At 47.6% G+C, this 23,446-nt stretch carries 18 protein-coding genes and 2 pseudogenes; 1 reads left to right on the top strand and 19 read right to left on the bottom strand.

Annotated elements, in window-relative coordinates; translation table 11 throughout:
- Nucleotides 1-64 precede the first annotated feature (64 nt).
- From L1D43_RS04495 to cysQ, 4 genes are all read right to left on the bottom strand, one after another.
- Nucleotides 65-733, bottom strand: a complete 669-nt coding sequence (locus tag L1D43_RS04495) for a DUF2982 domain-containing protein (RefSeq protein ID WP_239850101.1) — start codon at nucleotides 731-733, stop codon at nucleotides 65-67.
- Nucleotides 734-799: 66 nt separating this feature from the next.
- Nucleotides 800-1,540 (bottom strand): YdcF family protein, encoded by a 741-nt coding sequence (locus L1D43_RS04490; protein ID WP_239850100.1) that lies wholly within the window; start codon nucleotides 1,538-1,540, stop codon nucleotides 800-802.
- A 90-nt stretch (nucleotides 1,541-1,630) separates the two neighbouring features.
- Entirely contained in the window at nucleotides 1,631-2,521 is an 891-nt protein-coding gene (mak, locus tag L1D43_RS04485; RefSeq protein ID WP_239850099.1) for a fructokinase, read from the bottom strand.
- Between the two features lie 184 nt (nucleotides 2,522-2,705).
- The gene (gene cysQ, locus L1D43_RS04480; RefSeq protein ID WP_239850098.1) at nucleotides 2,706-3,503 is read right to left on the bottom strand and encodes a 3'(2'),5'-bisphosphate nucleotidase CysQ; all 798 of its coding nucleotides are present in this window, start codon (nucleotides 3,501-3,503) and stop codon (nucleotides 2,706-2,708) included.
- A 385-nt stretch (nucleotides 3,504-3,888) separates the two neighbouring features.
- Here cysQ and L1D43_RS04475 point away from each other — a divergent pair, with 385 nt between their 5' ends.
- Nucleotides 3,889-5,355, top strand: a complete 1,467-nt coding sequence (locus L1D43_RS04475) for a capsule assembly Wzi family protein (protein ID WP_239850097.1) — start codon at nucleotides 3,889-3,891, stop codon at nucleotides 5,353-5,355.
- A gap of 130 nt (nucleotides 5,356-5,485) precedes the next feature.
- Here L1D43_RS04475 and cysC read toward each other — a convergent pair whose 3' ends face one another.
- The 15 genes and pseudogenes from cysC to L1D43_RS04400 form a co-directional block, all read right to left on the bottom strand.
- The gene (cysC, locus tag L1D43_RS04470) at nucleotides 5,486-6,121 is read right to left on the bottom strand and encodes an adenylyl-sulfate kinase (RefSeq protein WP_239850096.1); all 636 of its coding nucleotides are present in this window, start codon (nucleotides 6,119-6,121) and stop codon (nucleotides 5,486-5,488) included.
- Between the two features lie 62 nt (nucleotides 6,122-6,183).
- On the bottom strand, nucleotides 6,184-7,911 hold the full coding sequence (locus L1D43_RS04465; RefSeq protein WP_239850095.1) for an SLC13 family permease: 1,728 nt from the start codon (nucleotides 7,909-7,911) through the stop codon (nucleotides 6,184-6,186).
- 112 nt (nucleotides 7,912-8,023) lie between these two features.
- Nucleotides 8,024-9,433, bottom strand: coding sequence for a sulfate adenylyltransferase subunit CysN (cysN, locus tag L1D43_RS04460; protein ID WP_239850094.1), 1,410 nt, complete (start codon nucleotides 9,431-9,433; stop codon nucleotides 8,024-8,026).
- Between the two features lie 89 nt (nucleotides 9,434-9,522).
- Nucleotides 9,523-10,428, bottom strand: a complete 906-nt coding sequence (gene cysD, locus L1D43_RS04455; RefSeq protein ID WP_041510690.1) for a sulfate adenylyltransferase subunit CysD — start codon at nucleotides 10,426-10,428, stop codon at nucleotides 9,523-9,525.
- A 546-nt stretch (nucleotides 10,429-10,974) separates the two neighbouring features.
- Nucleotides 10,975-11,730, bottom strand: coding sequence for a phosphatase (locus L1D43_RS04450; RefSeq protein ID WP_239850093.1), 756 nt, complete (start codon nucleotides 11,728-11,730; stop codon nucleotides 10,975-10,977).
- A 169-nt stretch (nucleotides 11,731-11,899) separates the two neighbouring features.
- Nucleotides 11,900-12,795: pseudogene (gene rfbA / locus L1D43_RS04445) on the bottom strand (glucose-1-phosphate thymidylyltransferase RfbA).
- Between the two features lie 113 nt (nucleotides 12,796-12,908).
- Nucleotides 12,909-13,793, bottom strand: coding sequence for a UTP--glucose-1-phosphate uridylyltransferase GalU (gene galU / locus L1D43_RS04440; protein ID WP_239850092.1), 885 nt, complete (start codon nucleotides 13,791-13,793; stop codon nucleotides 12,909-12,911).
- A gap of 63 nt (nucleotides 13,794-13,856) precedes the next feature.
- Nucleotides 13,857-15,803 carry a nucleoside-diphosphate sugar epimerase/dehydratase gene (locus L1D43_RS04435; RefSeq protein ID WP_239850091.1) on the bottom strand — a complete coding sequence of 649 codons (1,947 nt, stop codon included), beginning with the start codon at nucleotides 15,801-15,803 and terminating at the stop codon, nucleotides 13,857-13,859.
- 324 nt (nucleotides 15,804-16,127) lie between these two features.
- Nucleotides 16,128-17,132 carry an NAD-dependent epimerase gene (locus tag L1D43_RS04430; RefSeq protein WP_239850090.1) on the bottom strand — a complete coding sequence of 335 codons (1,005 nt, stop codon included), beginning with the start codon at nucleotides 17,130-17,132 and terminating at the stop codon, nucleotides 16,128-16,130.
- A gap of 15 nt (nucleotides 17,133-17,147) precedes the next feature.
- Nucleotides 17,148-18,314 (bottom strand): nucleotide sugar dehydrogenase, encoded by a 1,167-nt coding sequence (locus L1D43_RS04425; RefSeq protein WP_239850089.1) that lies wholly within the window; start codon nucleotides 18,312-18,314, stop codon nucleotides 17,148-17,150.
- A 227-nt stretch (nucleotides 18,315-18,541) separates the two neighbouring features.
- Nucleotides 18,542-19,489, bottom strand: a pseudogene (locus L1D43_RS04420) (IS30 family transposase).
- Nucleotides 19,490-19,885: 396 nt separating this feature from the next.
- On the bottom strand, nucleotides 19,886-21,061 hold the full coding sequence (locus tag L1D43_RS04415; protein WP_239850088.1) for a DegT/DnrJ/EryC1/StrS aminotransferase family protein: 1,176 nt from the start codon (nucleotides 21,059-21,061) through the stop codon (nucleotides 19,886-19,888).
- Between the two features lie 33 nt (nucleotides 21,062-21,094).
- Nucleotides 21,095-21,724 (bottom strand): acetyltransferase, encoded by a 630-nt coding sequence (locus tag L1D43_RS04410; protein WP_239850087.1) that lies wholly within the window; start codon nucleotides 21,722-21,724, stop codon nucleotides 21,095-21,097.
- Nucleotides 21,717-22,298, bottom strand: coding sequence for a sugar transferase (locus tag L1D43_RS04405; protein WP_239850086.1), 582 nt, complete (start codon nucleotides 22,296-22,298; stop codon nucleotides 21,717-21,719). The genes L1D43_RS04410 and L1D43_RS04405 overlap by 8 nt, the downstream gene beginning before the upstream one ends.
- Entirely contained in the window at nucleotides 22,299-23,444 is a 1,146-nt protein-coding gene (locus L1D43_RS04400; RefSeq protein ID WP_239850085.1) for a glycosyltransferase family 4 protein, read from the bottom strand.
- Nucleotides 23,445-23,446 lie beyond the last annotated feature (2 nt).

Below are 23,446 nucleotides of genomic sequence, written 5' to 3'. Positions count from 1 at the left end.
AGTAAAGCCCCATCTGATTACAGTAACATCTAATTTCGGTAAAAGTTCAGCTAACAAGGCCACACTATTGTGTGGCCTTGTTTTTATATTCTCGAACCAGCGCGATAAATTCTCGCGGCGCTCTGTCTAAACAATCTTCCGGCAGGTAAACATGATAGCCAAGCTGGGCGTTGAGCTGCATGCAGCGCCGGGCGAACATTGCCTGCACCCCACTCAAGTCACAGCCTTCCAGGGTGATTGGCGTGAACTCTGAGTTAAGATAGTGCTCAAGGTCCGCAAGTTCACCATCCAGGTTAAGAGAGGAGATCAACAGCGGACGCTGCTCACTCAGTAGCCCGGTCGCCAGCCTGGGCGGAATATCATCGATAAGCGGCAACAGGGATTTCAGCCTGACGCCTATGTAGGGCAGGTCATGGCTATCAAACGACTGAATGCTGCGGGGGATATCGACCCGTTGAATGTTATCCCACTCAAGATAGATACTCCCCCTATGATGGTGATACACCAGCCCCCTGGGCCTCAACTCTATGCTCACCTCGGGTTGCATCCATTTGGCTATCCCGAGAACGGTAAAGATCATGCCGAAGATGAAGCTGACCATCCCTGGTCCCATCAGGGCTCTGGAGGCGACAAACATCATTAAGGCACACAACAAGGCGATGGCACCAATCAGGGTAAAGGTACGCGCGTTACGCTTGGTTACCGCGCGAATAACGATAGATTCTTGCTCCATACGCTCCAAGTACTTCTCCAGGCGCCCTTAACGCCTCAGTGCTGATGCCTCGCTAAGCAAGGCTGTTCAATCAGACAGTGAAAATTTAATCTTAAGCCAGGTCTGACCCAAATATTCATGGATAGAACGCTGGGAGGCTAACAGGTTGCGGGCATCCAGTTGCCACCAATAGCCGCCCCGCGCGATAAAGTCCGCCGGCGCCCCCTGAGGATTCATGCCTGCCAGATGGAAGATCATCATGGCTCTTGGCAGATGAGTGGCCGAGGTGACCAGCCTAAAGGGCCTGTCGCCTATCTCCCACTTGAGAAACTCCGCCTCTTCCAGAGTATCCTTGGCCAGCGGAAACTGGATGATCTGCTCTGGTTTCACCCCGAGCTCGATGGCGGCATTGGCCATCACCTGGGCCTGCGGCACTTCGTCGCTACCGCCCCAGCCGCTGACCACCAGTTGACAGTCCTGGCCTAGGCTGAGTTGTCTCAAGCCTTCGGTGAGACGAGCCAGCGCCGTGGCAGAGAGTTGCAAGATGGCGCGATCGGCAATAGTCGAGTCATGACCACTGCCCAGCACCATCACCACGCAGCCGTTTTCGATCGGGTCGTTATTGACTGGATATTGCCCCTCGAGCGAAGCGGTCAATTGATAACTGCCCCATTGACTGCTCAGCAGCAACAAGAGGGTAAAAGAGAGAGTGATCAGCGCCTTAACAAACTTGCGGCGCCGCAGGATCAGAATAGCGATAAACAGACAAAATACCGACAGCGGGATCGGCATTAAGAGTTGTGAAATCAGTTTTTTTACCCAGAACATGGCTATCCTTGCCCCTATGCTTTGCCCCCAATGAAAAGTGGGGGCAAGTGTAACCTAGGGTTGCAAGGAAGTCATTAGCAGAGAAAGTCGTTACCAGAGCCAGGCAGCGCCGCGAACCCCAGATGAGCCCCCATACATGTTTTTCACCACGGGGGTGCGACATTCACCGCCGAGCACGTACTTTGACAAGACTTCGGGCAGTCTCGGGTAGATGGCGTCAATATTTGAGACGCCGCCGCCCAGAACGATAATGTCAGGGTCGAGCATGTTGATCATGTGGGCCAGCGAGCGCGCCAGACGATCGATAAAGCGCTCAAATGCCGCGGTTGCCAACGCTTCACCCTCCTCCATACGACGGGCGATTTCGATACCGCTCGGAGCATCGCCACCGGCGGCCTTATAGTCGCGCACAAAGCCGGTGCCGGAGATAAAGGTTTCGATGCAGTCTTTGTTGCCGCAGAAGCATTCGGTCGAGTTAAACTCGTCGGGCGTCATCCAGGGCAGCGGATTATGGCCCCACTCACCACCGATGCCATTGCCACCACCATGTACCTTGCCGTTGATGGCGATACCGCCGCCGCAGCCAGTGCCTATGATCACCCCAAACACCACCCCCTTACCTGCGGCTGCTCCATCTGTCGCCTCGGAAACGGCGAAACAGTTGGCATCATTGGCCACCCGCACCTCGCGCTCAAGGCGTGCACCGAGATCCAGATCCAGGGGGTGACCGTTGATCCAGGTAGAGTTGGCATTCTTAACTAAGCCTGAGAAGGGGGAAATCACGCCGGGAATACCTACGCCCACACTGCCTGTCTGCCCCAGGCTAGTTTCCGCCTCATTGACGAGCGATTCGATGGCATCCAGGGTCGCATTATATTCACGCGGTGTGGGGATCCGCTTCCTAAACAGCTCCTTACCGGCTTCACTCAGGGCCACCAGCTCAATCTTAGTGCCCCCCAGGTCTACACCCATTCTCATCATACTCTGCTCCAATCTTCTTCTCGTTATCTAATAGCAATCCGAGTAAATAGCTGACCATCCTAGCTTGTTAAAACGTCCGATAACTGCGTTAGTATTTTTGATTGTAGAATAACTACTTATCGAAAAAACCTGCCTTGTTTTCAAACGTTCTTGTTACGCTATTGTTGCTCACTTACTGTGAATGCTATTGCTTATCGCCCCAATGCTTTGCGGTGGCGATAAAATAGGGATTTAAAATCGCTTCTTTCTGGTTATAGTCCAGCACCTGGCCGTTATCGGCGTTCACCACCTTGCCACCGACACTCTCCAATACCGCCTGCGCGGCCGCCGTGTCCCACTCACTGGTGAGCCCGAGACGCGGATAGATATCCGCCTTACCCTCGGCCAATAGGCAAAACTTTAACGAACTGCCGATGCTGGTCATTTCATGCTCGCCCAAGGTCTCAAGGTAAGCCGAAAGGCCTGGGCTCACATGGGAACGGCTGCCGACAACTCTGGGAACGCTCGGTGCCACAACCGCCAGTTGGTTCAAATCTGTCACCCCATCGGCACTGGACAGCCAGGCACCGAGATGCAGGGCGCCGTAATAACACTTGTCCAGCATGGGGGCATAAACCACGCCGGCCATGGCGCGCCCCTTGTCGATAAAGGCGATGTTAACGGTAAATTCGCCGTTACGCTTGATGAACTCCTTGGTGCCATCCAGCGGATCGATCAGCCAATATTGCTGCCACTGTTTGCGGGTCTCCCAGGGAATATCGGCGGCCTCTTCGGACATCACGGGGATCTCCGGAGTCAAACGTGCCAGCGCCTCGACAATCACCTTGTGGCTGGCCAGATCGGCAGCAGTCACGGGGCTATCATCGGCCTTGGCCTGAATGTCCATCTGTTCGCTGGCATAAACCTGCATGATGGCCTCGCCCGCGACCTTGGCAATCTCGACCAACTCACCTAACCATTCTTGCTTAAATATATGACTCACAATATAAATTCTCTTCGCCCTAGATTGCCTTAGTATGCCATCTCTGGGCCTAAGAATTTAATAACAATTTGATCATACTTTGCGTAAAAGATACTAAGCTAGCGGCGCGGCGGTGAAAAGCCTTTCACCGCGCCTTGCATTCGTATTCAACTGTCCTCCAAGCTTACTAGCACGCCGAAAAGTACGTTACAAGCCGATAACCTTTCACCCTCATACTCATGCAAATCCATCACCCTGAACTCACCCTTAGGTTACCTAAAAGTCACCTCAGCAACACAAAGAAACCAATCAACTTGATTTACTTAGCACATATCGATATTTCCCTTGTTAATTAGCCGATTAATCATAATATTCGCGCAAAAGTTCAACCGATAAAGATGACCCGATGAAACGATACCTAACCGTTCCCCTGCTACTGATTAGCAGCCATTCGGCCTATGCCGCCTGGTGGATAGAACCGACCGACCAGCCCCTGCGCGCCGACATTCAACTGCTCGCCGATACTGGGGTGATTAAGCAGCCGGTAACCACCTATCCCCTGATGTGGGCGGGGCTCAAACAAGATCTCGATAACGCCCAGTTGCCCGACCTCTCCCCTGCTCAAGGAGCGGCCTACGACAGAGTCATGAGCGCCTATGCCAGAGACCATCGAGGCGTCAGTACCCGTATCGGCCTAGGCGCTGCCACAGACAGCGCACGCTTCTTGGGCTTTGGTCATGATTATCGAGATAAGGCAGAAGCCAAGGTGGATCTGGAGGTCACCAAGGAGTGGTTTAGCGGACGCCTCTCGGCCAGCTACCATCAAGACCCCATAGACGGTAACAACAGCCGACTGGATAACAGCTTCGCCGCCGTCAGCCTGGGCAACTGGATCGTTAGTGCCGGTGCGCAGCAGAAGTATTGGGGGCCGGGCTGGGACACGGGCCTGATCCAGACCACCAACGCCCGACCTATGCCGGGCATTACTTTGAGCCGTAACAACAGCGCCGCCTTCGAATCACCTTGGCTCAGCTGGGTAGGCCCCTGGACCTTCACCACCAGCTTCAGCCAGATGGAGAGCGACCGCTATGTCCCAGACACCAAACACTGGGGCGCTCGAGGCACCCTTAGACCCATCTCAAAACTGGAGGTCGGCTTCTCCTGGACCATGCAGTGGGGCGGCGAGGGTTATGGCAACAGCCTGAGTGACTGGTGGGATGGCCTGTTTAACGGCGGGAAATCAGAAAACGAGATAGATAACGGCCAGGAAAATATGCTCGCGGGTTATGACTTTCGCTGGTCCGACACCGCCTTCGGCATTCCCTATGGCATCTACTTCGAGCGAACCCATGAAGACTATCACCATGACAAGAACAAGCTGATCAATGCGGCCAATTTGGGGGGCATAGACTTCATGCTTCAAAGACTTAACACACGAGTCTTTATCGAATATGCAGATACCAAGGTGGCCTGTGGCATCGACCCTAATGCCTATAACTGTCTTTACGAGCATGGCTTCTACCAGAATGGCTATCGCTACTACGGCAGAAGTCTGGGCAGCACCTATGATAATGATTCAGAGACCTTGGTCCTTGGTGGTATCACCCAGCTGGGCGACGGCCACAGCATCACCAATAAGCTGCGCTGGCTAAGGCTCAACACCGATGGTATCGACACTAGCAATGACACCGGCGGCAACCCCGTCTCCCCCGGTGAATATGAGCGTGTCTATCAGTTCGATACCAGCTACCACAGACCTTGGCTTGAGGGCACGCTCAAGCTCGGCGGCACGGTGAGTTATCGCCAGTTTGTCCATAGCGGCGGTCACGACTGGGACACCAGCCTGTATGCCCTGTGGGAGAGGCGCTTCTAAACCGAAAATTATGTTAATGCAGAGGCTTAGATAGGGGAAAAGAGTCGATAATTATGGCGCCGAGTAGGCTCGTCGCCATAGAACATTGGATAAAAAAGCCCCAGGCTTATTGCCTCGCCGCCCCAAAGACTTAGGCGATAGACAATATCCCCTGCTGAACGAGATAGTCCACCACCTGCTGCGCGCACTGCTCCACAGACTGCTCGGCGGTCTTAACGTGCACCTCTGGGCTCATTGGCGCCTCATAGGCAGAATCGATGCCTGTGAAGTGCTTTATCTCACCGGCGCGCGCCTTCTTGTAGAGCCCCTTGGGGTCGCGCTGTTCACACACCGCCAGCGGCGTATCGACAAAGACCTCGACAAACTGATGAGCTGACACGAGATCTCTCACCAGCTGACGATCGGCTGCAAATGGCGAGATGAAGGCAGTCGACACCAGGGTAGCGGCATCGACAAACAACTTGGCCACCTCGCCGATACGACGAATATTCTCTACCCTGTCTTCATCGGAAAACCCCAGATCGCCGTTGAGCCCATGGCGCACATTATCGCCATCGAGCACATAGGTCTTACAGCCCTTGTCATGGAGCAGACGATCGACCGCGTTGGCCACAGTCGACTTGCCCGAACCACTCAGGCCGGTAAACCAGAGCACGACCCCCTGATGGCCGTTAGCCTGCTCGCGCTCCTCATGAGAAACGCTGGCCTGATGCCACTGAACATCGCTGGATTTAACATGAACATCGACAGTCTTATAGGGGGACATCGGCTTTCCTTAACGGGTTAACAGCAAAACAATTGGCATAGATTCGGTATCTCATCTATCGCCTAAAACGGGAAAAACACAGGCACGGCCAGCAAGACGATGGCACCATAGGTCAGGCTCACGGGCACGCCCACCTTAACAAAATCCATCAAGCGATAGCGACCTGCGTTATACACCATGAGGTTGGTCTGATAGCCATAGGGACTGATGAAGCTGCCACTCGCGGCAAAAGCAACCGTCATCACGAAGGGTAAGAAATCTACCCCGAAGCCCTGTGCTATGCTGTAGGAGATGGGGAACATCAGCGCCGCGGCCGCGTTATTGGTAATAAGCTCCGTCATCAGCCAAGTTGCTAAATAAACCAGCAGCAGGGCCAGCATCAGGTGCTGTTTGTCCGCCGTGCCCTCCACCCAATTGGCAACCATCTCTGCCACGCCGCTGTTGACCAGGGCATGGGAGAGCAAGATGGCCGAGGCCACCACTAGCCAGATATCCACCGGGAAGCGGCGCACCACCTCATTGACGTTAAGGCACTGGGTGAAGATCAACACGCCCAGCAGCAGTAACATCCCTTGGAGCATCTCCACCACACCGGTGGCGGCGAGCACCAGTGTCAGCACGAAACCGCCGATAGAGATCCAGGCCTTCTTGCCATTGTTACGGGTCTCGGGCTCGACGCCGCTGATGACGATAAAGTTCTTGCTGATGTTGTGGCGGGTAAGGAAGTCCTTACCTACGGCCAGCACCAAGAAGTCGCCCGCCTTGATCTGCACCTCGCCGAGCTTACCCGAGATCTCTTCGCCATCGCGGCGAATGGCCACAGCGGCGGCATCAAACAGGGCTCTAAAGCCTGCCTTCTTCATGGTCTTACCCACCAGCAGGCTCTCCTGCTTCACCACCACCTCGGTGAGGTTAGTGTCGAGCAGACCATTTTTTTCGGCAAACATCTCAAGGCCTGAGAACTGGCTGAGCTGCATCACCTTGGCGATATCGCCACTGAAGATCAGCCTGTCATCTTGCTGCAGCACCTCGGTAGGCGTCACCGGGCTGATGAGGCGGCCATTACGCACCACCTCTACCAGGAACAGGGATTCGAGATGCCTGAGGCCATTGTCTTCCACCGAACGGCCGATCAGCTCAGAGCCGGCCACCACCTTGGCATCGATGAAGTAGCCCTTGGAGCAGGTCTCTTGGTGAGCGATATCCGGCAGCCATCTTGAGGCGATACGCAGCACCAGACCACAGCCCAGTACCAGCAAGGCACCGATGGCGGTAAAGGAGAAGAAAGAGAGCGACTGGTTTGAGGCGTCGATCACCATACTATTGACGATAAGGTTTGTCGAGGTGCCCACTAGGGTCAGGGTACCGCCCAGTATCGCCGCATAAGACAGGGGTAGTAATAACTTACTCGCCACATGGTGCGGGTTATTGCGAATCGGCGATAACAGGGTTGCCACTACGGCGGTGTTGTTAAGCAGAGCCGAGCTCAGCGCCGTCATGCCGTACAGACGCAGCCAGGTGGTACGATAACCACTGACGATCACCTTGGCGACGATGACCCGCAGCAGCCGGGTCTTCTCCAAAGCAAAAGAGCAGAGGATCAAGAGCACCAAGGTCACCAAACCCGGGTTCGACATACTGGAGAGTAGCTGCTCTTTAGTCACCAGGTTAAACGCCACCAACACCAGCAGGGTCACGCCAAACACCAGCGCCGGCCGGTTTTGAAAGCGTACTAAACCCACGATAGTCGCGAGGAAGATGGCGATGGTGAGATAAGCGTTAAATGTCATAGTTTACTTTCTTAAGCCTCAGACTAACGAGTATATACAGATGTGATAAGCGCAATAATACTCGATTACACATGCCCTACCCGTTAGCCCTTGGTCCTCAGATTTGTGTCGCTTACGCCTTAGAAATATCCTTAACGCCCCAGTGTGGAAAATGCTTACGCACCAAGGCATTCATCTCAAGTTCAAAGGCCGAGATCTCGCGTTTTTTCCCCTTGCCGCCGTCGATGGCCCTGCGGATCATGCCCGCACCCACTGTTACGTTGGTCAGCCTGTCGATGATGATAAAGGCGCCCGTGGCACGATTTTCCTCATAGGCGTCAAACTGCACGGGTTCTGTGACCGAGAAGTGACAGTTGCCCATCTCATTGAGCGCAAGTTGCTGAGCGCTGTGCTGGGTCAGATGGTTGATATCCACCTTGTAATTGATAGCATCGGCATAACCGTAAACCGCCTTACTGCCAAGCTTAAGCGCATATTCTCGGTCGACACACAGGGGCTCTTCGGTCATCCACACCACGTCTGCCTCGAAATGAGTGGTAGAGTTTGGCTTATCGTGAGGGCGCACCAACATGTCGCCGCGGCTGACGTCTATCTCATCGGTCAGGGTGAGCGTTACCGCCTGCCCTGCCACCGCTTTTTCGAGCTCGCCGTCGAAGGTCACGATTGACTTGATGCGGCTCTCTTTGCCCGATGGCAAGGCGGCTATGGTATCGCCCACACGGATCTCACCCGATCCAACCGTGCCGCAGAAGCCTCTGAAATCTAGGTTAGGGCGATTAACATATTGCACCTGGAAGCGGAACGATTCGCTCCTGTCTTGCTCGACAGAAACCGTGTTAAGCAGCTTGATCAGGGTCGAGCCCGGATACCAGGTCATGTTCTCGCTTTCGTTTACCACGTTATCGCCCTTGAGCGCGGAGATCGGCACGAAGCGCACGTCGGTAAAGGCAAGGTCCTTGGCAAACTCGCGGTAAGCCTTCTTTATTCCTTGATAGATCCCTTGGTCATAGTCCACTGCATCCATCTTGTTGATGGCGATGATCACATGCTTGATGCCCAGTTGAGAGCAGATGTAGCTGTGACGACGGGTCTGCACCTGCACCCCATGACGGGCATCAATCAGGATAATGGCCAAATCGGCTGTGGAGGCTCCTGTGGCCATGTTGCGGGTGTACTGCTCATGGCCCGGGGTGTCGGCGATGATAAATTTACGCTGCTCGGTGGCAAAGTAGCGATAGGCCACATCGATAGTGATCCCCTGCTCGCGCTCCGATTGCAGACCATCCACCAACAGAGCCAAGTCAAACGCCTGATCTGTGGTGTTAAAACGCTTGGAATCTTTCTCGATGGCGGCCATCTGATCCTCAAAAATCATCTTGCTATCAAACAGCAGGCGTCCGATCAGGGTCGACTTGCCATCATCCACACTGCCACAGGTCAAGATACGCAACATATCTTTGTTTTCGTGAAGCTTGAGGTAACCTTCGATGTCGGTCTGTAATAGGGTGTTTTCAGTTGTCATGGTGTTTCTCGTATTCGTTATCTGCCGCGTACCAGGCCTAAAGTCTGCCAATGCATTAATCGTCGATGATTTGAGGATTAGCCCTTGAGTTAGAAGTAACCTTCCATCTTCTTCTTTTCCATCGAGCCGGCGGAGTCGTTATCGATCACCCGCCCCTGTCGCTCTGAGGTGGTACAAAGCAGCATCTCTTGAATAATTTCCGGCAGGGTTGTCGCCTGCGACTCGACCGCGCCCGTCAGCGGATAACAGCCTAAGGTTCTAAAACGCACCATCTTCTGCTCTACGGTTTCACCGGGCTCGATCTCCATACGCTCATCATCCACCATGATCAAGGTGCCATCGCGCTTCACCACGGGACGCGGCTCGGCAAGATAGAGAGACGGGATCTCGATATTTTCCAAATAGATATATTGCCAAATATCCAGCTCGGTCCAGTTAGACAACGGGAATACACGAATACTCTCGCCTTTATCGACCTTACCGTTATAGATGTTCCACAGTTCCGGGCGCTGATTCTTAGGATCCCAGCGATGCTTACTGTCACGGAACGAGTAGACGCGCTCCTTGGCGCGAGATTTCTCCTCATCGCGGCGCGCGCCACCGAAGGCGGCGTCGAAACCATGCATGTCGAGGGCTTGCTTAAGCCCTTCGGTCTTCATGATATCCGTATGTTTGGCACTGCCGTGGGTAAAGGGCGAGATGTTCATCTCCAAGCCACGGGGGTTTTTATGCACGATGAGATCGAAACCATACTGCTTGGCCATACGATCGCGAAATTCGATCATCTCCCTGAACTTCCAGTTGGTATCGACATGCAACAAAGGAAACGGAATTTTGCCAGGATAAAAGGCCTTGCGCGCCAGGTGTAGCAACACAGAAGAGTCTTTACCCACGGAATATAGCATCACAGGGTTTTCAAACTCTGCGGCAACTTCCCGCATGATCTGAATCGATTCAGCCTCGAGTTGTTTAAGATGGGTTTGCTGTGTAGACATAGGGTTTTCCGTTTTATTCCAATGTTATCAAATTGCTATTAACCAACACGCCAACCTACTCTACATTTCATTCAACATAAAATCTAAGAGTGGTTAACCAAAAATGGTCTTAAACAGGATAATACCAGCACGGAAGCGTTTTAGAAGTTATAAATATCAATTTATTTATACCAAAAAGAAATAACAAGTAAGTTTAAATTTGGAAGGTTGGTGGAGACGGGTTCGCACTTGGCGCAGCTGAGGGAGTCGAGGATCGAGGGGGTCGAGGGTCGAGGGTCGAGGGTCGAGGGTCGAGGGTCGAGGGTCGAGGGTCGAGGGTCGAGGGTCGAGGGTCGACAGCGTGACGCTCACCTATCGATGTGTCAACAGTACTTTGGTTAATTCCTATTCTAATATCCTCTACCAGAATAGGGACTCCGCATCGCTCTGGCGGACTCTACTTCACTCCTGAGCGACCTTTAGTCTTTAAGGAGTAACACAATCCTTAACCGTTAACCGTTAACCGTTAACCGTTAACCAAAGGTTAGCTAGCCGTTCGTTCGCTACTTAGCGATCAACGCCAAACAGCGGCTCATACTCGCTCAACCCTTGATGGCCTCGGGAGGTTAAAAAGTTCACCAAGGCTTGTGGATTGCGGTTAAGGATACGATCAAGCGGAAATGCAACCGACTGAATTACCTCGATGGCTTTATCAAAATCTCCCAAGCTGAAGGCAACATGGGAATCTGAACCCAAAACAAGATCACCGCCTGCAGCTTTTACCGCTTTAGCGATGGCCGTGCAATTTTTCAAACTACCTTGCCGTGATGTCAAAAAAGAGGAGTTATTTATCTCAAGCGCTACATTGTGAGCCGCTGCGGCCTCTGCCACGCGTTTGATGTCGATTGGATAGGCAGGATTGCCCGGATGACTAATGATGTCGACCTTGCCACTCTCAATGCAGTTAACCAATGCCTTTGTATGAATGGTTTCAGTCGATGGTGGAAAAACAGGCTCGTGAAAACCGGCCAATACGATATCCAGCGTCTGCAGATAATCGCCGAAGAAATCAATATTGCCATTCTCATTCTTGATATTGGCTTCTATGCCTCTAAGCACGCCGACACCATTGACGATCCGAGGCAAGACGCGCATGTTAACGAAATGCCAAAAATGAGGTGCATCGGCCATGTCTGGTCCATGATCGGTAATGGCAAACAGCTTGATGCCCTTCTCGCTCGCAACGCTAAGGTAATCGTAAACTGTACTATAAGCATGGGTTGAGGCGATGGTATGTGCATGAACATCAACAAGAAACTTCATCGGCGATTCCGTTAGTAAGTGACCTAGCAAGATAAGAACTGTTACAGCGTTCCTAGTCTACTTATTTAAACCCAACTTCTTCATAACACAGCTCGCAGTTTAAAATCCTATTCATTGCTCAACACCTGAACCTCTTTATACCTAGATACCTGCGCTTTCAATCTTCTTACTATGTCACAAACTCTGTATCGCTTATCAAAGAGAGTAAATAGCGTCCATAATATTGTTCAGCATAGGCTTGGCAAGACGATGAACATGCTCATTGGCTAGCCAGCCATTGCGCCAGGCTATCTCTTCAAGACAAGCGACTTTTAGCCCCTGCACTGTTTCTATGGTTTGAACAAAAGATGAAGCCTGCTGCAGACTATCAAACGTACCGGTATCGAGCCAGGCAAAATCACGTCCCAATAATTCTACCTTTAGTTCACCGCGCTTGAGATAATATTGATTAATTTCAGTAATTTCAAGCTCGCCACGCTTTGAGGGCTTTAAGCCTTTAGCAATTTCGATAACTTGATTGTCATAAAAATAGAGCCCGGTAACCGCCCAGTTAGATTTTGGTATAGCTGGCTTTTCTTCGATTACCAAGGCGTAGAAATCAGCATCAAACTCGACCACACCAAATCTTTCTGCTTGGTCTACCTGATAGGTATAGATAATCGCTCCCACTGAATTTACATTGTTGAGGTCAGCTACTGTCTGTTTCAGTGTGAGACTGAACCCCTGCCCATAAAACACATTATCACCCAGCACTAAACACACGCTGTCGGTACCAATAAACTCCTCGGCAATGATAAAGGCTTGTGCGATCCCTTCAGGTTTTGGCTGTACTTGATAGGAAAGCGAAATACCAAAATCACTGCCATCGCCAAGTAAGCGCTGAAACAGCATCTGTTCGTCAGGGGGCGTGATGATCAAAATATCGCGGATCCCCGCCAGCATAAGGACAGAGAGCGGATAATAGATCATTGGCTTGTCATACACCGGAAGCAGCTGCTTAGATACGCCACGTGTGATGGGGTACATCCGAGTGCCAGTACCACCGGCTAATAAAATACCTTTCACTATATCCCTCTCATTTGGTGTTAGCTTAAAGTTCTCAATAGATAATACATTAGCCTGAAATGAAAAATGCCCACTTTAGCAAGCCAAAGTGGGCATAACATCTCGATGTAAGATTATTGCGCTAGCAGTTTCTCTAACTGCTGACGAAACTCTTTACCCAGCTTTTCATTACGTAGGCCATATTCAACAAAAGCCGTCATATAACCGAGCTTGTCGCCGCAATCATGCGACTTCCCGGTCATATTGAAGGCTTCGACAGTGTCTGATTCAATCAACATGTCGATTGCGTCTGTCAACTGGATTTCATCTCCAGCACCAGCGGGGGTTTTAGCCAGCAAATCCCAGATTTTTTCTGACAAAACGTAACGACCCACAACAGCAAGATTAGATGGGGCTTCACCAATGGCCGGCTTTTCGACCATAGCCTTAATGACTGATGATTCACCTGGTTCGATATCCACTCCGCCGCAATCGGCAATCCCGTATTTGTTTACTTCATTTAGAGCCACTGGCGCTACCATGATCTGGCTAGCTTGAGTTGCTTTATAATGTTTGATCATCGCCGCCAGGTTTTCGGAGTTTTGATCGGCACTGTACTCATCTAAGATCACATCCGGCAATACAACTGCGAAAGGGTTGTTGCCAATACAAGGTTTAGCACAGAGTACTGCATGACCAAGCCCCTTAGCCTCACCCTGACGAACATGCATTATAGTCACGTCTTTTGGGCAAATTGATTGCACCTCATCAAGCAATTGACGCTTTACACGCTTCTCTAGCGTCGACTCAAGCTCATAGGAGGTATCAAAGTGGTTTTCGATAGCATTCTTACTAGCATGAGTCACCAAAACTATCTCTTTCACACCAGCAGCTACACACTCATTGACGATATACTGAATCAGCGGCTTATCAACAAGCGGCAACATCTCTTTGGGTATAGCCTTGGTCGCGGGAAGCATACGGGTACCAAGTCCAGCTACAGGGATAACAACTTTCATAGAAAATACTCGAAAAAGAAAACTCCTCAAAATAAGAGGAGTTTTATTGGACTGAGAGAAAAATTAAGACACCAGAGGAATGACTTTGTTGTCCTTAATGTCATTGTTCTTGCTATCATGATGTTTCTCCAACCAGACTAAGTCACATATACCATCAGTCGGACTAAATCCTGTTGGTGTAGAAAGAAGAATATCTCTTATCACTTCATGCTGGAACTCATGACATGCTTTGTCTAAACGTACCAAGATCGCTTCAAGTTGAGCCCAATTTAAAAAGGTTTCATTGGCCGTCATGATGCGCTCATGCTCAGTACCAGCCACGTCGTCGCCAATCAGTAATTCTTCATAGAGCTTCTCACCTGGACGCAAACCTGAAAACTCAATGGCTATATCACCGTCAGGATGATTGTCATCTTTGACTTCAAAACCACTCAGACGAATCATCTTAGTGGCCAAATCAACGATCTTCACTGACTTGCCCATATCTAACACAAAGACATCCCCCCCTTTGCCCATTGCTCCGGCTTGAATCACCAACTGAGAAGCTTCAGGTATGGTCATAAAGAAGCGGGTAATTTCTGGATGTGTTACTGTAACAGGGCCACCGTTTGCTATTTGTTTTCTAAATAGCGGCACAACAGACCCGGAAGAGCCCAAAACATTACCAAATCGAACCATACAAAAACGAGTAGCACTTCCTTTAGCCGCTAATGCTTGAAGGACTAACTCTGCCATACGCTTCGTTGTCCCCATCACATTCGTTGGCCTAACAGCTTTATCAGTACTGACCAACACAAAGGTTTCAACATTAGCAGCAATAGCGGCGCGAGCAGTATATAAAGTACCAAACACGTTGTTACGAACACCTTCAACAACGTTATGCTCGACAAGAGGTACATGCTTATAGGCTGCTGCGTGATAAACAGTTTGCACCTCAAACGCTTCCATCACAGCTTGAACACGATTCTCTCGTTGTACTGATCCCATCATGGGATAAATCTTCACATCGAGAGATAACTCTTTTGCCATGGCATTAAGTTCGCGCTCAATAGAATAGAGGCCGAACTCAGACAATTCAAACAACACCAATTTCTTAGGTGACTGCTTTAGGATCTGCCTGCACAACTCAGAACCGATTGACCCGCCGGCCCCGGTCACCATCACCACTTTGTTACGAATATTTGCTGCCAACAGATCAGCTCTAGGCGTCACACAATCTCGACCTAGCAAATCGTCAATTTCAACTTCTTTAATGTCGCTATAAAGCTTATTGCCACTAACCAGATCCGCCATGGCAGGCAAGGTCAGCACTTGCACGGCTAACGACTCTAATTGCTCCAAAATGGCCTGACGACGTGAGCGAGACGCACTTGGAATAGCGAGTAAGATTTTAGTCGCCGCTTTTTGCTTAATTAACTTGCGAATGATAGAAGGAGAATGAACATGAACCCCTTGGATAACAGTGCCGTGAAGCGTTTCATCGTCATCAACAAACGCAAACGGATAATATTCATGGCTTTGTACTAGAGCAGTTAACAATTGTCTGCCACTGACACCCGCGCCATAAATAATGACGGGTTCCCCGACACGCTTCATGCCAGCCCCCACCATAGAACGAACAATTGCCCTGGTGCCACCGATAAACACTAATGAAAATGCGGCATAAATTACTGGTACGGTTCGCGGCAGTTGCGCATCAATATAAAACGCGAAAAGCACCAACATGATGGTTGAGAGCATCACACCGAAACCAATCGCCGTAAGGGCCTGCAACCCCATGTACCGCAATACAGCACGATATAACCCAAACTTTGCAAACCCCACTAAGCTCAAGGGAACTACGATAAAAAGTAGTAGCCAGTAGTGGGAGTTGGCCAACACAGCAATGTCATCGATGCGCACAAGCAAAGCAGCCCAATAAGCTAAACTGAGAAATAATGCATCAATGATGAGACTAACAACACGCTTTTGCGTGCGTTTCAAACCAAACAAGCTTTGCAAAAAGTCCATTTTTCGCTCCAAAAAATTAAAATTCATAATGTACTACATCTTAAAGTGCCTAACTCGGCCACAATCGCAAAGGCATTAATGTTATCACATCAATTGTGCCATAGGGATAACCATCGAAGCTTGCTACTAGAAGGATACAGACTTTAAGTGGTAGCGAACAGCCCCCTTGTTGAACACAATATCTAAAGCTATCGGTTTTGTACGCCGAATTCAAAAACACCAAATGAGACACTGAATCATGCTTTTCTCGCTGATGAAGACAATTAGCATCGGGAACATTGTGGCTGAACCAATACGATACAGTGTCTCTTCTAATAGACAACGCTATTTGTTATAGAACTTGCAATACCACTTTACAAACTCAGCCACCCCTTCTTTAACCGACACCTTAGGCATATAGCCGGTTACCTCAAATAGATCTTCGACATCAGCATAAGTCTGATACACATCACCAGGCTGCATTGGGCGGAAGTTTTTCTTCGCTTCAATTCCAAGCTCGAGTTCAATGGTTTTGACAAACTCCATGAGATTGATTGGAGAACCGTGACCTATGTTATACACCGAATAAGGTGCTGAACTTGTTGCCGGTGAGCCAGACTCTACGGTCCAGTCGTTGTCCCTGTGAGGAATAACATCCGCAATACGAACGACACCTTCAATTATATCCGTCACATGAGTAAAGTCCCGCCACATATCACCGTTATTATTAATCTGGATCGGCTCGCCATCCAAAATCTTTTTAGTAAAAATAAACGGCGCCATGTCTGGGCGGCCCCAACTGCCATAAACAGTAAAAAATCGTAAGCCTGTCGTTGGAATGTCGTAAAGATGAGAATAACTATGGGCCATCAGCTCATTAGACTTCTTGGTCGCCGCATAAAGCGATACCGGATGATCAACACTGTCCCTGGTTGAAAATGGCGTCTTAGCATTTAATCCATATACCGAACTGGATGAGGCATACACTAAATGTTTGACTTTAGTGTGGCGGCAACCTTCCAACACGTTCAAGTGTCCGACAAGATTAGCATCTGCATAAGCATGTGGGTTTTCCAAAGAGTAACGTACACCAGCTTGAGCTGCGAGATGGATCACTTTATCAAAGTTTTCATCCTTAAATAGCTTATCCATCGCCGCACTATCGGCAATGTCCATTTCAATAAAACGAAAGCTATCATGTTCAATTCGAGCTAACCTAGCGTGCTTTAAGTTAACATCATAATAATCGTTGATATTATCGATACCGACAACCTCAACTCCTGACGCCGTGAGTTTTTCTACAACGGCGCTACCGATAAATCCAGCAGCCCCAGTGACTAAATACTTCATAATATTTCCAATAGTTTAATCTGAGCCAAACAAATCGCGGGTATAGACTTTATCAGCTACATCACTTAGTTCATCCACCATACGATTAGATACAATAACATCGGACATCTGCTTAAACACATGCAAGTTTTTAATCACTTTCGAATGAAAGAATTCATCTTCTGCAAGTACTGGCTCATACACTACCACCTCAATCCCTTTGGCTTTAATTCGTTTCATGATCCCTTGAATTGATGAGGCACGGAAATTATCCGAGCCCGCTTTCATTATCAGCCGATAAACCCCAACCACCTTAGGATTTCGTTTCAAAATTGAGTCAGCGATAAAGTCTTTGCGCGTGCGATTGGCGTCAACAATAGCGCCAATAATATTGTTAGGCACATCCTGATAATTGGCCAATAACTGCTTGGTGTCTTTCGGCAAACAATAGCCACCGTAGCCAAATGATGGATTATTGTAATGAGTACCGATACGAGGATCTAATCCAACTCCTTCAATAATCTGTCTAGCATCAAGCCGGTGAGACTCTGCGTAAGAATCAAGCTCATTAAAATAAGACACCCTTAGTGCAAGATAAGTATTCGAGAACAGTTTGACAGCTTCTGCTTCGGTCGAATCAGTAAACAGCACTGGGATATCTTGTTTTATCGCTCCTTCAATCAATAAATTGGCAAAGCGTTTGGCACGCTCTGATTGTTCGCCAACGATAATACGAGATGGATGAAGATTATCGTACAGCGCACGCCCTTCACGAAGAAACTCCGGAGAGAAAATAATATTTTGACTACCCAGCCTTTGCTTAATATTAGCTGTATAACCCACTGGGACAGTTGATTTAATCACCATTACTGCATCTGGGTTTATAGCCATGACATCAGCAATCACAGCTTCGACTGAGGTGGTATTGAAATAATTTGTCTTTGGGTCGTAATCAGTAGGCGTAGCAATAATGACAAATTCAGCATCAGAATAAGCCTGCTTCTTATCCAAAGTCGCATTCAAATTAAGTGTTTTGTTCGCTAAGAAATCTTCGATTTCAGCATCTGCGATGGGAGATTGACCTTGATTAATCAGCTCAATTTTTTCTTCTATAATATCAACAGCAGTAACCTCATGGTGCTGCGCTAACAAAACTGCGTTGGATAAGCCAACATAACCCGTACCGGCAATAGCAATTTTCAAAACTTGTTTCCTTCAATAAACATTAGGAACTATATATACATACTTAAAATACAGTTATCTGCTACAATGAATAGTAATTATACCGTCAAGCAAAACAATCTGGATGACGTTGTCTGTCGTAAAGAAGTTAGCCGTTAAAATCAATAAAGCTAATAAATTTGTTTAATGCAAAGCCTATTACATTTATACAGGCCCGAATTCAACTCTGAAAGGCGACACACGCCAAATCAAGCATCCATCGTCATTTGTTTAAATATGACAGCAGGCTGCTTGAACTCTAAACATATCCTTAGGCGGTGGTTAGTCCTCGACATCGCATAAGCAATATCCTCATCTTTGACTATCCTTAAATCTGTGCCCTTTTTTGATATTTTTCGCAGTAGCCCATTGGCGTTTTCATTAGCTCCACCTTCCCAAGAACTTTGTGGATGAGCAAAATACACGTGGATATCTAAGGCCGCCACTATTGTTTCATGACCCGCAAACTCACGTCCATTATCTGCCGTAATCGAGTGCACATAATCCTTATAAGGCTCAAGTAGTGCGATAGTCGCTTGAGTCACATCTTCTGCTGATTTAGAGGCCACTTTCTTGACCAAATAAAATCGCGTTTTTCACTCTAAAATTGTCAACATCGCGCCTGTCCCATGTTTGGCTAACACGGTATCGATTTGCCAATCACCAAAGCGGGCTTTATCATCGACCACCAGTTGTCGCTCATCGATAGACACGGCATATTTAATCGCTGGTGCTTTGTCTTTCTTGCCTCGACGATAACGCTTATGCCCCTGTCATAAATGGCGATATAGCTTGCCACCTTGGCGTTTATCTTTCGTCACACACCGACAAATCCACTCATAACTAACACTTTGACCGATGTGAGTTAGCACGTTGGCTAGTTGCTCTGGACTCCAATCCATCTGTAAAAGCAAACAAACTAACTCAATGCGTTGCCAAAGTATCCGGTACTTACTTGCACCTTTGCGTCGCTGAATAGTGCGCTGAGAAGCGTCACTCGAGCAATAGTGGCCATCTTGGTTTGCTCGTCTTAGTTCTCGATATATGGTTGAACGATGACATTTAACTGTGCGTGCAACTGCTACAACTGAAATGCCCCGTTCCAAAAGGGCAGAAATCTGGTATCTTCTGCCCTCGATCAACAGCTGATAACTCATGGTAGTACTGCTTGTTTCTTTGGCAAGAAGAGCGTACCACTTTCAGCAGTTGGCTTCCTCTTCTACAACTTTCCATGAGTGTCGCAGTTATTATCTGAAATCGGGAGTACGGGACTAGACCACAATACAATCGCTAAGACACTCATGTTATCACATCAATCATGCCATAGGGATCACCATTGAAGCTTGTTACGAAAGGATACAAGCTACAAGGAATAACGAGCAACACCCCTTGGAGAATAGGAAACTCAAAGCTACCGATTTTGGGAACCGAATTCCGCTCATGAGACACTAAATCATTCTTTCATAGCAAACTGAGCCGATTTGCATCGGCAACATTGTTGCTAAACCAAGGCATTACAGTGTCTCTTCCAATAATAAATAAGCTGCAATGGACTACTTTTGTGCAGACAGCAGCACACGACGTATAACGTCACATGTTTTACCTATTTCCGCTTGAGTCAATGTAGGATGAACTAAGAACATTAAACTGGTTTCACCAAGTTCAACGGCATTTGCTAAACGCTCTTTTGGACGCCATGGCGTATTATCAAATGCTTTTTCAAGATAAACCTCTGAACAACTACCTTGATAAGCTGGTACGCCTCTCTCTACAATAGTTTCAACAATTCTATCCCTTGTCCAACCATCAGCCAAATTTTCAGGGCGAACAAACAAATAGTGCTTATATTCGGCGTGCTCACTATATTCAGGCACCTCAACCCTGCGCACCACAGGTAAGTCTTTAACAGCTTCTTCAATTTGCGCCGCATTGGCCTGGCGACGTGACGTCCATTGCCGCATTCGAGTCAATTGTATACGACCAATTACCGCTTGTAGCTCAGTCATACGCCAGTTCGTACCGAAGCTTTCATGTAACCAACGAAAGCCTGGTGGATGCTCGCGACTATAAATAGCATCAAAACTCTTACCATGATCTTTGTAGGACCACATTTTAGCCCACAAATCTTTATCATTAGTGGTTACCATGCCGCCTTCACCGCCTGTAGTCATAATCTTATCTTGGCAAAAAGACCAGGCGCCAATGTGACCGATCGTACCAACACTACGGCCTTTATATTTAGCACCGTGCGCCTGCGCACAATCTTCAATGACATAAAAGCCATGTTTTTCTGAAAGAGCCATAATGGCATCCATTTCTGCAGGCATACCTGCTAAGTGAACAACGATGACAGCTTTGGTTTTCGACGTTAAAACCGTTTCGATGCTCTTAGCTGTAATAGCTTGACTATTAAGATCTACATCGGCAAAAACAGGGGTCGCACCAGCAGTAACAATCGAAGAAGCTGAAGCAAGAAACGTTCTAGGTGTAGTAATGACCTCATCCCCAGCACCAACACTTAATGCTTTGAGCGCCACGTCAAGCGCAAGGGTGCCATTGCTAAGAGCAACTGCGTGCAAACACCCTGCCCACGTTGCAAATTCCTTTTCGAATTCACGACACTCACTACCCGTCCAATAGTTTACTTTGTTTGATAGCAGTACACGACTAACTGCATCGGCTTCTTCTTGAGTAAAAGAAGGCCAAGGGGAAAATGGAGTATTAAGCACAATGTCACCTAAATAGAGATTATTTTGAAAATTTTATTTTGATTTTTTTACTACCTGCGCAGGCGTACCAACAACAGTTTGTAAGTCAGCTACATTGCTAACGACAGTTGCACCTGCCCCTACCATGACACCTGAACCAATCGAGATAAGTTGCTTTACTTGGCTTCCAATACCGATCCAAGTACCTTCACCAACAGTCACACCACCGGCAAGATTACATCCAGGGCTAACGTGTACGCCATCAGCTAAATGACAGTCATGATCTATTGTCGAGGCAGTATTAACAATGCAAGCCTCACCAACGTTAACAAAAGAATTTATCACAGCATTAGCCATCACAACCGTGCCCCCCCCAACTTGACTATACTTACTAATAGTCGCATTGGGATGCACCAATACAGAAAATTTGGCACCAGCTAAACTTAGCTTCTTCTGCTTTTCTAACCTTACTTTATTATTACCAATCGCAACCACAGTAAGATCAAAGCTGGATGCAGTTGTGAGCAATTTTTCTAAATTACCTTTTACCGACCAGTGCTCAATCTCTGTGAGTTTGGGCCAACGGTCATCAAAAAAAACGACCTCTTGATAGCCATTTAACTCAGCAAGTTCGGCTACCACTTTACCATGACCACTTGCACCTATAATTGCACACCTAGTCATGGCTATTACCTTTAAAAGGCTCGGCAGTTACATGGCCTTCAGCAGAAATACCCTCTTTCACGAAGACTTTTTTTACGGTCAACAATAGAATTTTGATATCTAGCCATAAACTGCGATTATCGACATACCAAACATCAAGTTCAAACTTCTTTTCCCAACTTATTGCATTTCTTCCATTAACTTGCGCCCATCCAGTAATACCAGGCCTTACTTCATGCCTGCGAGCCTGATGAACATTATAAAGGGGTAAATATTCAACAAGTAGTGGCCTTGGTCCAACCAAACTCATATCACCTTTCAATACATTAAATAATCCTGGCAATTCATCTAAACTGGTTAGCCTTAATAGTTTACCGAAAGGAGTCAAACGTAAAGAATCATGTGTATTGCCAACAGTCATTGTTCGAAATTTGCACAAACTAAATATTGAACCATTAAGACCAGGTCTATCTTGCTTGAAAATTACTGGCCGCCCCATGAAAATCATAACAGAAAAATATATTACAACCATTAAGGGAGAAAATACAATCAATATTAATAATGCAACTAAAAAATCCAATATTCGTTTAAACATTTAAATACCTAAAGCCTTAAATATACTATTGTTAACTTTATGGACGCAATATTTTTCAGAAGCAAGTTGAAATGAATTTTTTCCCATCTTTGTAACAAGTGAGCAATCGTTCATAAAATTCAAACAAGCACTTTCTAAGCTATCTGTAGATAATGGTGGGATTAAATAACCATTAAAATCACTAATGACAGTCTCACGACACCCTACAGAATCAGTAGTTATAATAGGCATGCCGCATGACATAGCTTCTAAAATAGTCCTAGGAGTACCTTCCGGGTAATATGATGGCAAAACAAATACATCACATTCATTCAGTATGTCGCAAACATTATTTGATTTCCCATGAAAAATTATGTCTCCATTAGAAATATATGATTGCAAATCGTTTATAGAGAGATCTCCACCAGATTCAAACCAGCCAACCAAGTGAAATTCTGCATTTTTATAACGTTCTCTTACTCTTCGAGCACATTCTAAAAACTGCAATATTCCTTTAGGTTTTATAATACGAGAAACCATTACGAACTTTAAAGAGTTTGAAACGTGTCGCTCTCTAAATGGAAAACTGCGCATATTAACACCGCTACCATTTGTAACATCCATTTTATTTGAAGACACACTACTATTTTTGATAATCATAGAGCGATCATCGTTATTTTGAAAAAGAATATGAGTGCTGCAGTGAAGACCTAACTTGAACAAGTTGCGGGCCAAAAAAGATACTAACTTCTTTTTAAAAGTAATATGCGTACTATAACTTACACCATCGTTACTTGCAAAAGATTCACCTAATCCAGTAACCATACTCAGACGAGTTGGCACTAAAAGCAACCGCGACGCGAGTGATGTATAAATAACTGGTTTAATAGTGTATGAAATACATAACTGAGGCTTCAACCTTAAAATATTCAACAATAAATCGAAGAAAAAAGTTATATCATTAAGAGGGTTCGTTCCATTTCGATCAATATTTACAGGTATAAAATCAACTCCTAACTCTTTAACCCTACCTATTACCTCTGGAGTGTCAGAAGGCCCTAAGCAAACAACATTCCAGCCTTCATCAAGAAACTTTGAAATCAAATCTCCTCGAAAGTTGACTAGTGAAGGTGTATATGAACATACAAATAAAGCAGTCCTTTTCATAA

Origin of the sequence: Shewanella sp. Isolate8, assembly GCF_022398495.1 — a bacterium.
GTDB classification, from domain to species: domain Bacteria; phylum Pseudomonadota; class Gammaproteobacteria; order Enterobacterales; family Shewanellaceae; genus Shewanella; species Shewanella aquimarina.
The sequence above is the reverse complement of the archived record's forward strand: the minus strand, read 5'-3'. Positions and strand labels throughout refer to the sequence as shown.

What these genes read in the sequence shown, in the direction of transcription:
- cysC (WP_239850096.1), bottom strand. Translation starts at nt 6,121, where the DNA reads ATGTCCCCCTATAAGACTGTCGATGTTCATGTTAAATCCAGCGATGTT.
- L1D43_RS04450 (WP_239850093.1), bottom strand. Translation starts at nt 11,730, where the DNA reads ATGAAGTTTCTTGTTGATGTTCATGCACATACCATCGCCTCAACCCAT.
- L1D43_RS04410 (WP_239850087.1), bottom strand. Translation starts at nt 21,724, where the DNA reads ATGACTAGGTGTGCAATTATAGGTGCAAGTGGTCATGGTAAAGTGGTA.
- cysD (WP_041510690.1), bottom strand. Translation starts at nt 10,428, where the DNA reads ATGTCTACACAGCAAACCCATCTTAAACAACTCGAGGCTGAATCGATT.
- L1D43_RS04475 (WP_239850097.1), top strand. Translation starts at nt 3,889, where the DNA reads ATGAAACGATACCTAACCGTTCCCCTGCTACTGATTAGCAGCCATTCG.
- galU (WP_239850092.1), bottom strand. Translation starts at nt 13,793, where the DNA reads ATGAAAGTTGTTATCCCTGTAGCTGGACTTGGTACCCGTATGCTTCCC.
- L1D43_RS04405 (WP_239850086.1), bottom strand. Translation starts at nt 22,298, where the DNA reads ATGTTTAAACGAATATTGGATTTTTTAGTTGCATTATTAATATTGATT.
- L1D43_RS04435 (WP_239850091.1), bottom strand. Translation starts at nt 15,803, where the DNA reads ATGGACTTTTTGCAAAGCTTGTTTGGTTTGAAACGCACGCAAAAGCGT.
- mak (WP_239850099.1), bottom strand. Translation starts at nt 2,521, where the DNA reads ATGATGAGAATGGGTGTAGACCTGGGGGGCACTAAGATTGAGCTGGTG.
- L1D43_RS04495 (WP_239850101.1), bottom strand. Translation starts at nt 733, where the DNA reads ATGGAGCAAGAATCTATCGTTATTCGCGCGGTAACCAAGCGTAACGCG.
- L1D43_RS04490 (WP_239850100.1), bottom strand. Translation starts at nt 1,540, where the DNA reads ATGTTCTGGGTAAAAAAACTGATTTCACAACTCTTAATGCCGATCCCG.
- L1D43_RS04465 (WP_239850095.1), bottom strand. Translation starts at nt 7,911, where the DNA reads ATGACATTTAACGCTTATCTCACCATCGCCATCTTCCTCGCGACTATC.
- cysN (WP_239850094.1), bottom strand. Translation starts at nt 9,433, where the DNA reads ATGACAACTGAAAACACCCTATTACAGACCGACATCGAAGGTTACCTC.
- L1D43_RS04430 (WP_239850090.1), bottom strand. Translation starts at nt 17,132, where the DNA reads ATGAAGTATTTAGTCACTGGGGCTGCTGGATTTATCGGTAGCGCCGTT.
- L1D43_RS04400 (WP_239850085.1), bottom strand. Translation starts at nt 23,444, where the DNA reads ATGAAAAGGACTGCTTTATTTGTATGTTCATATACACCTTCACTAGTC.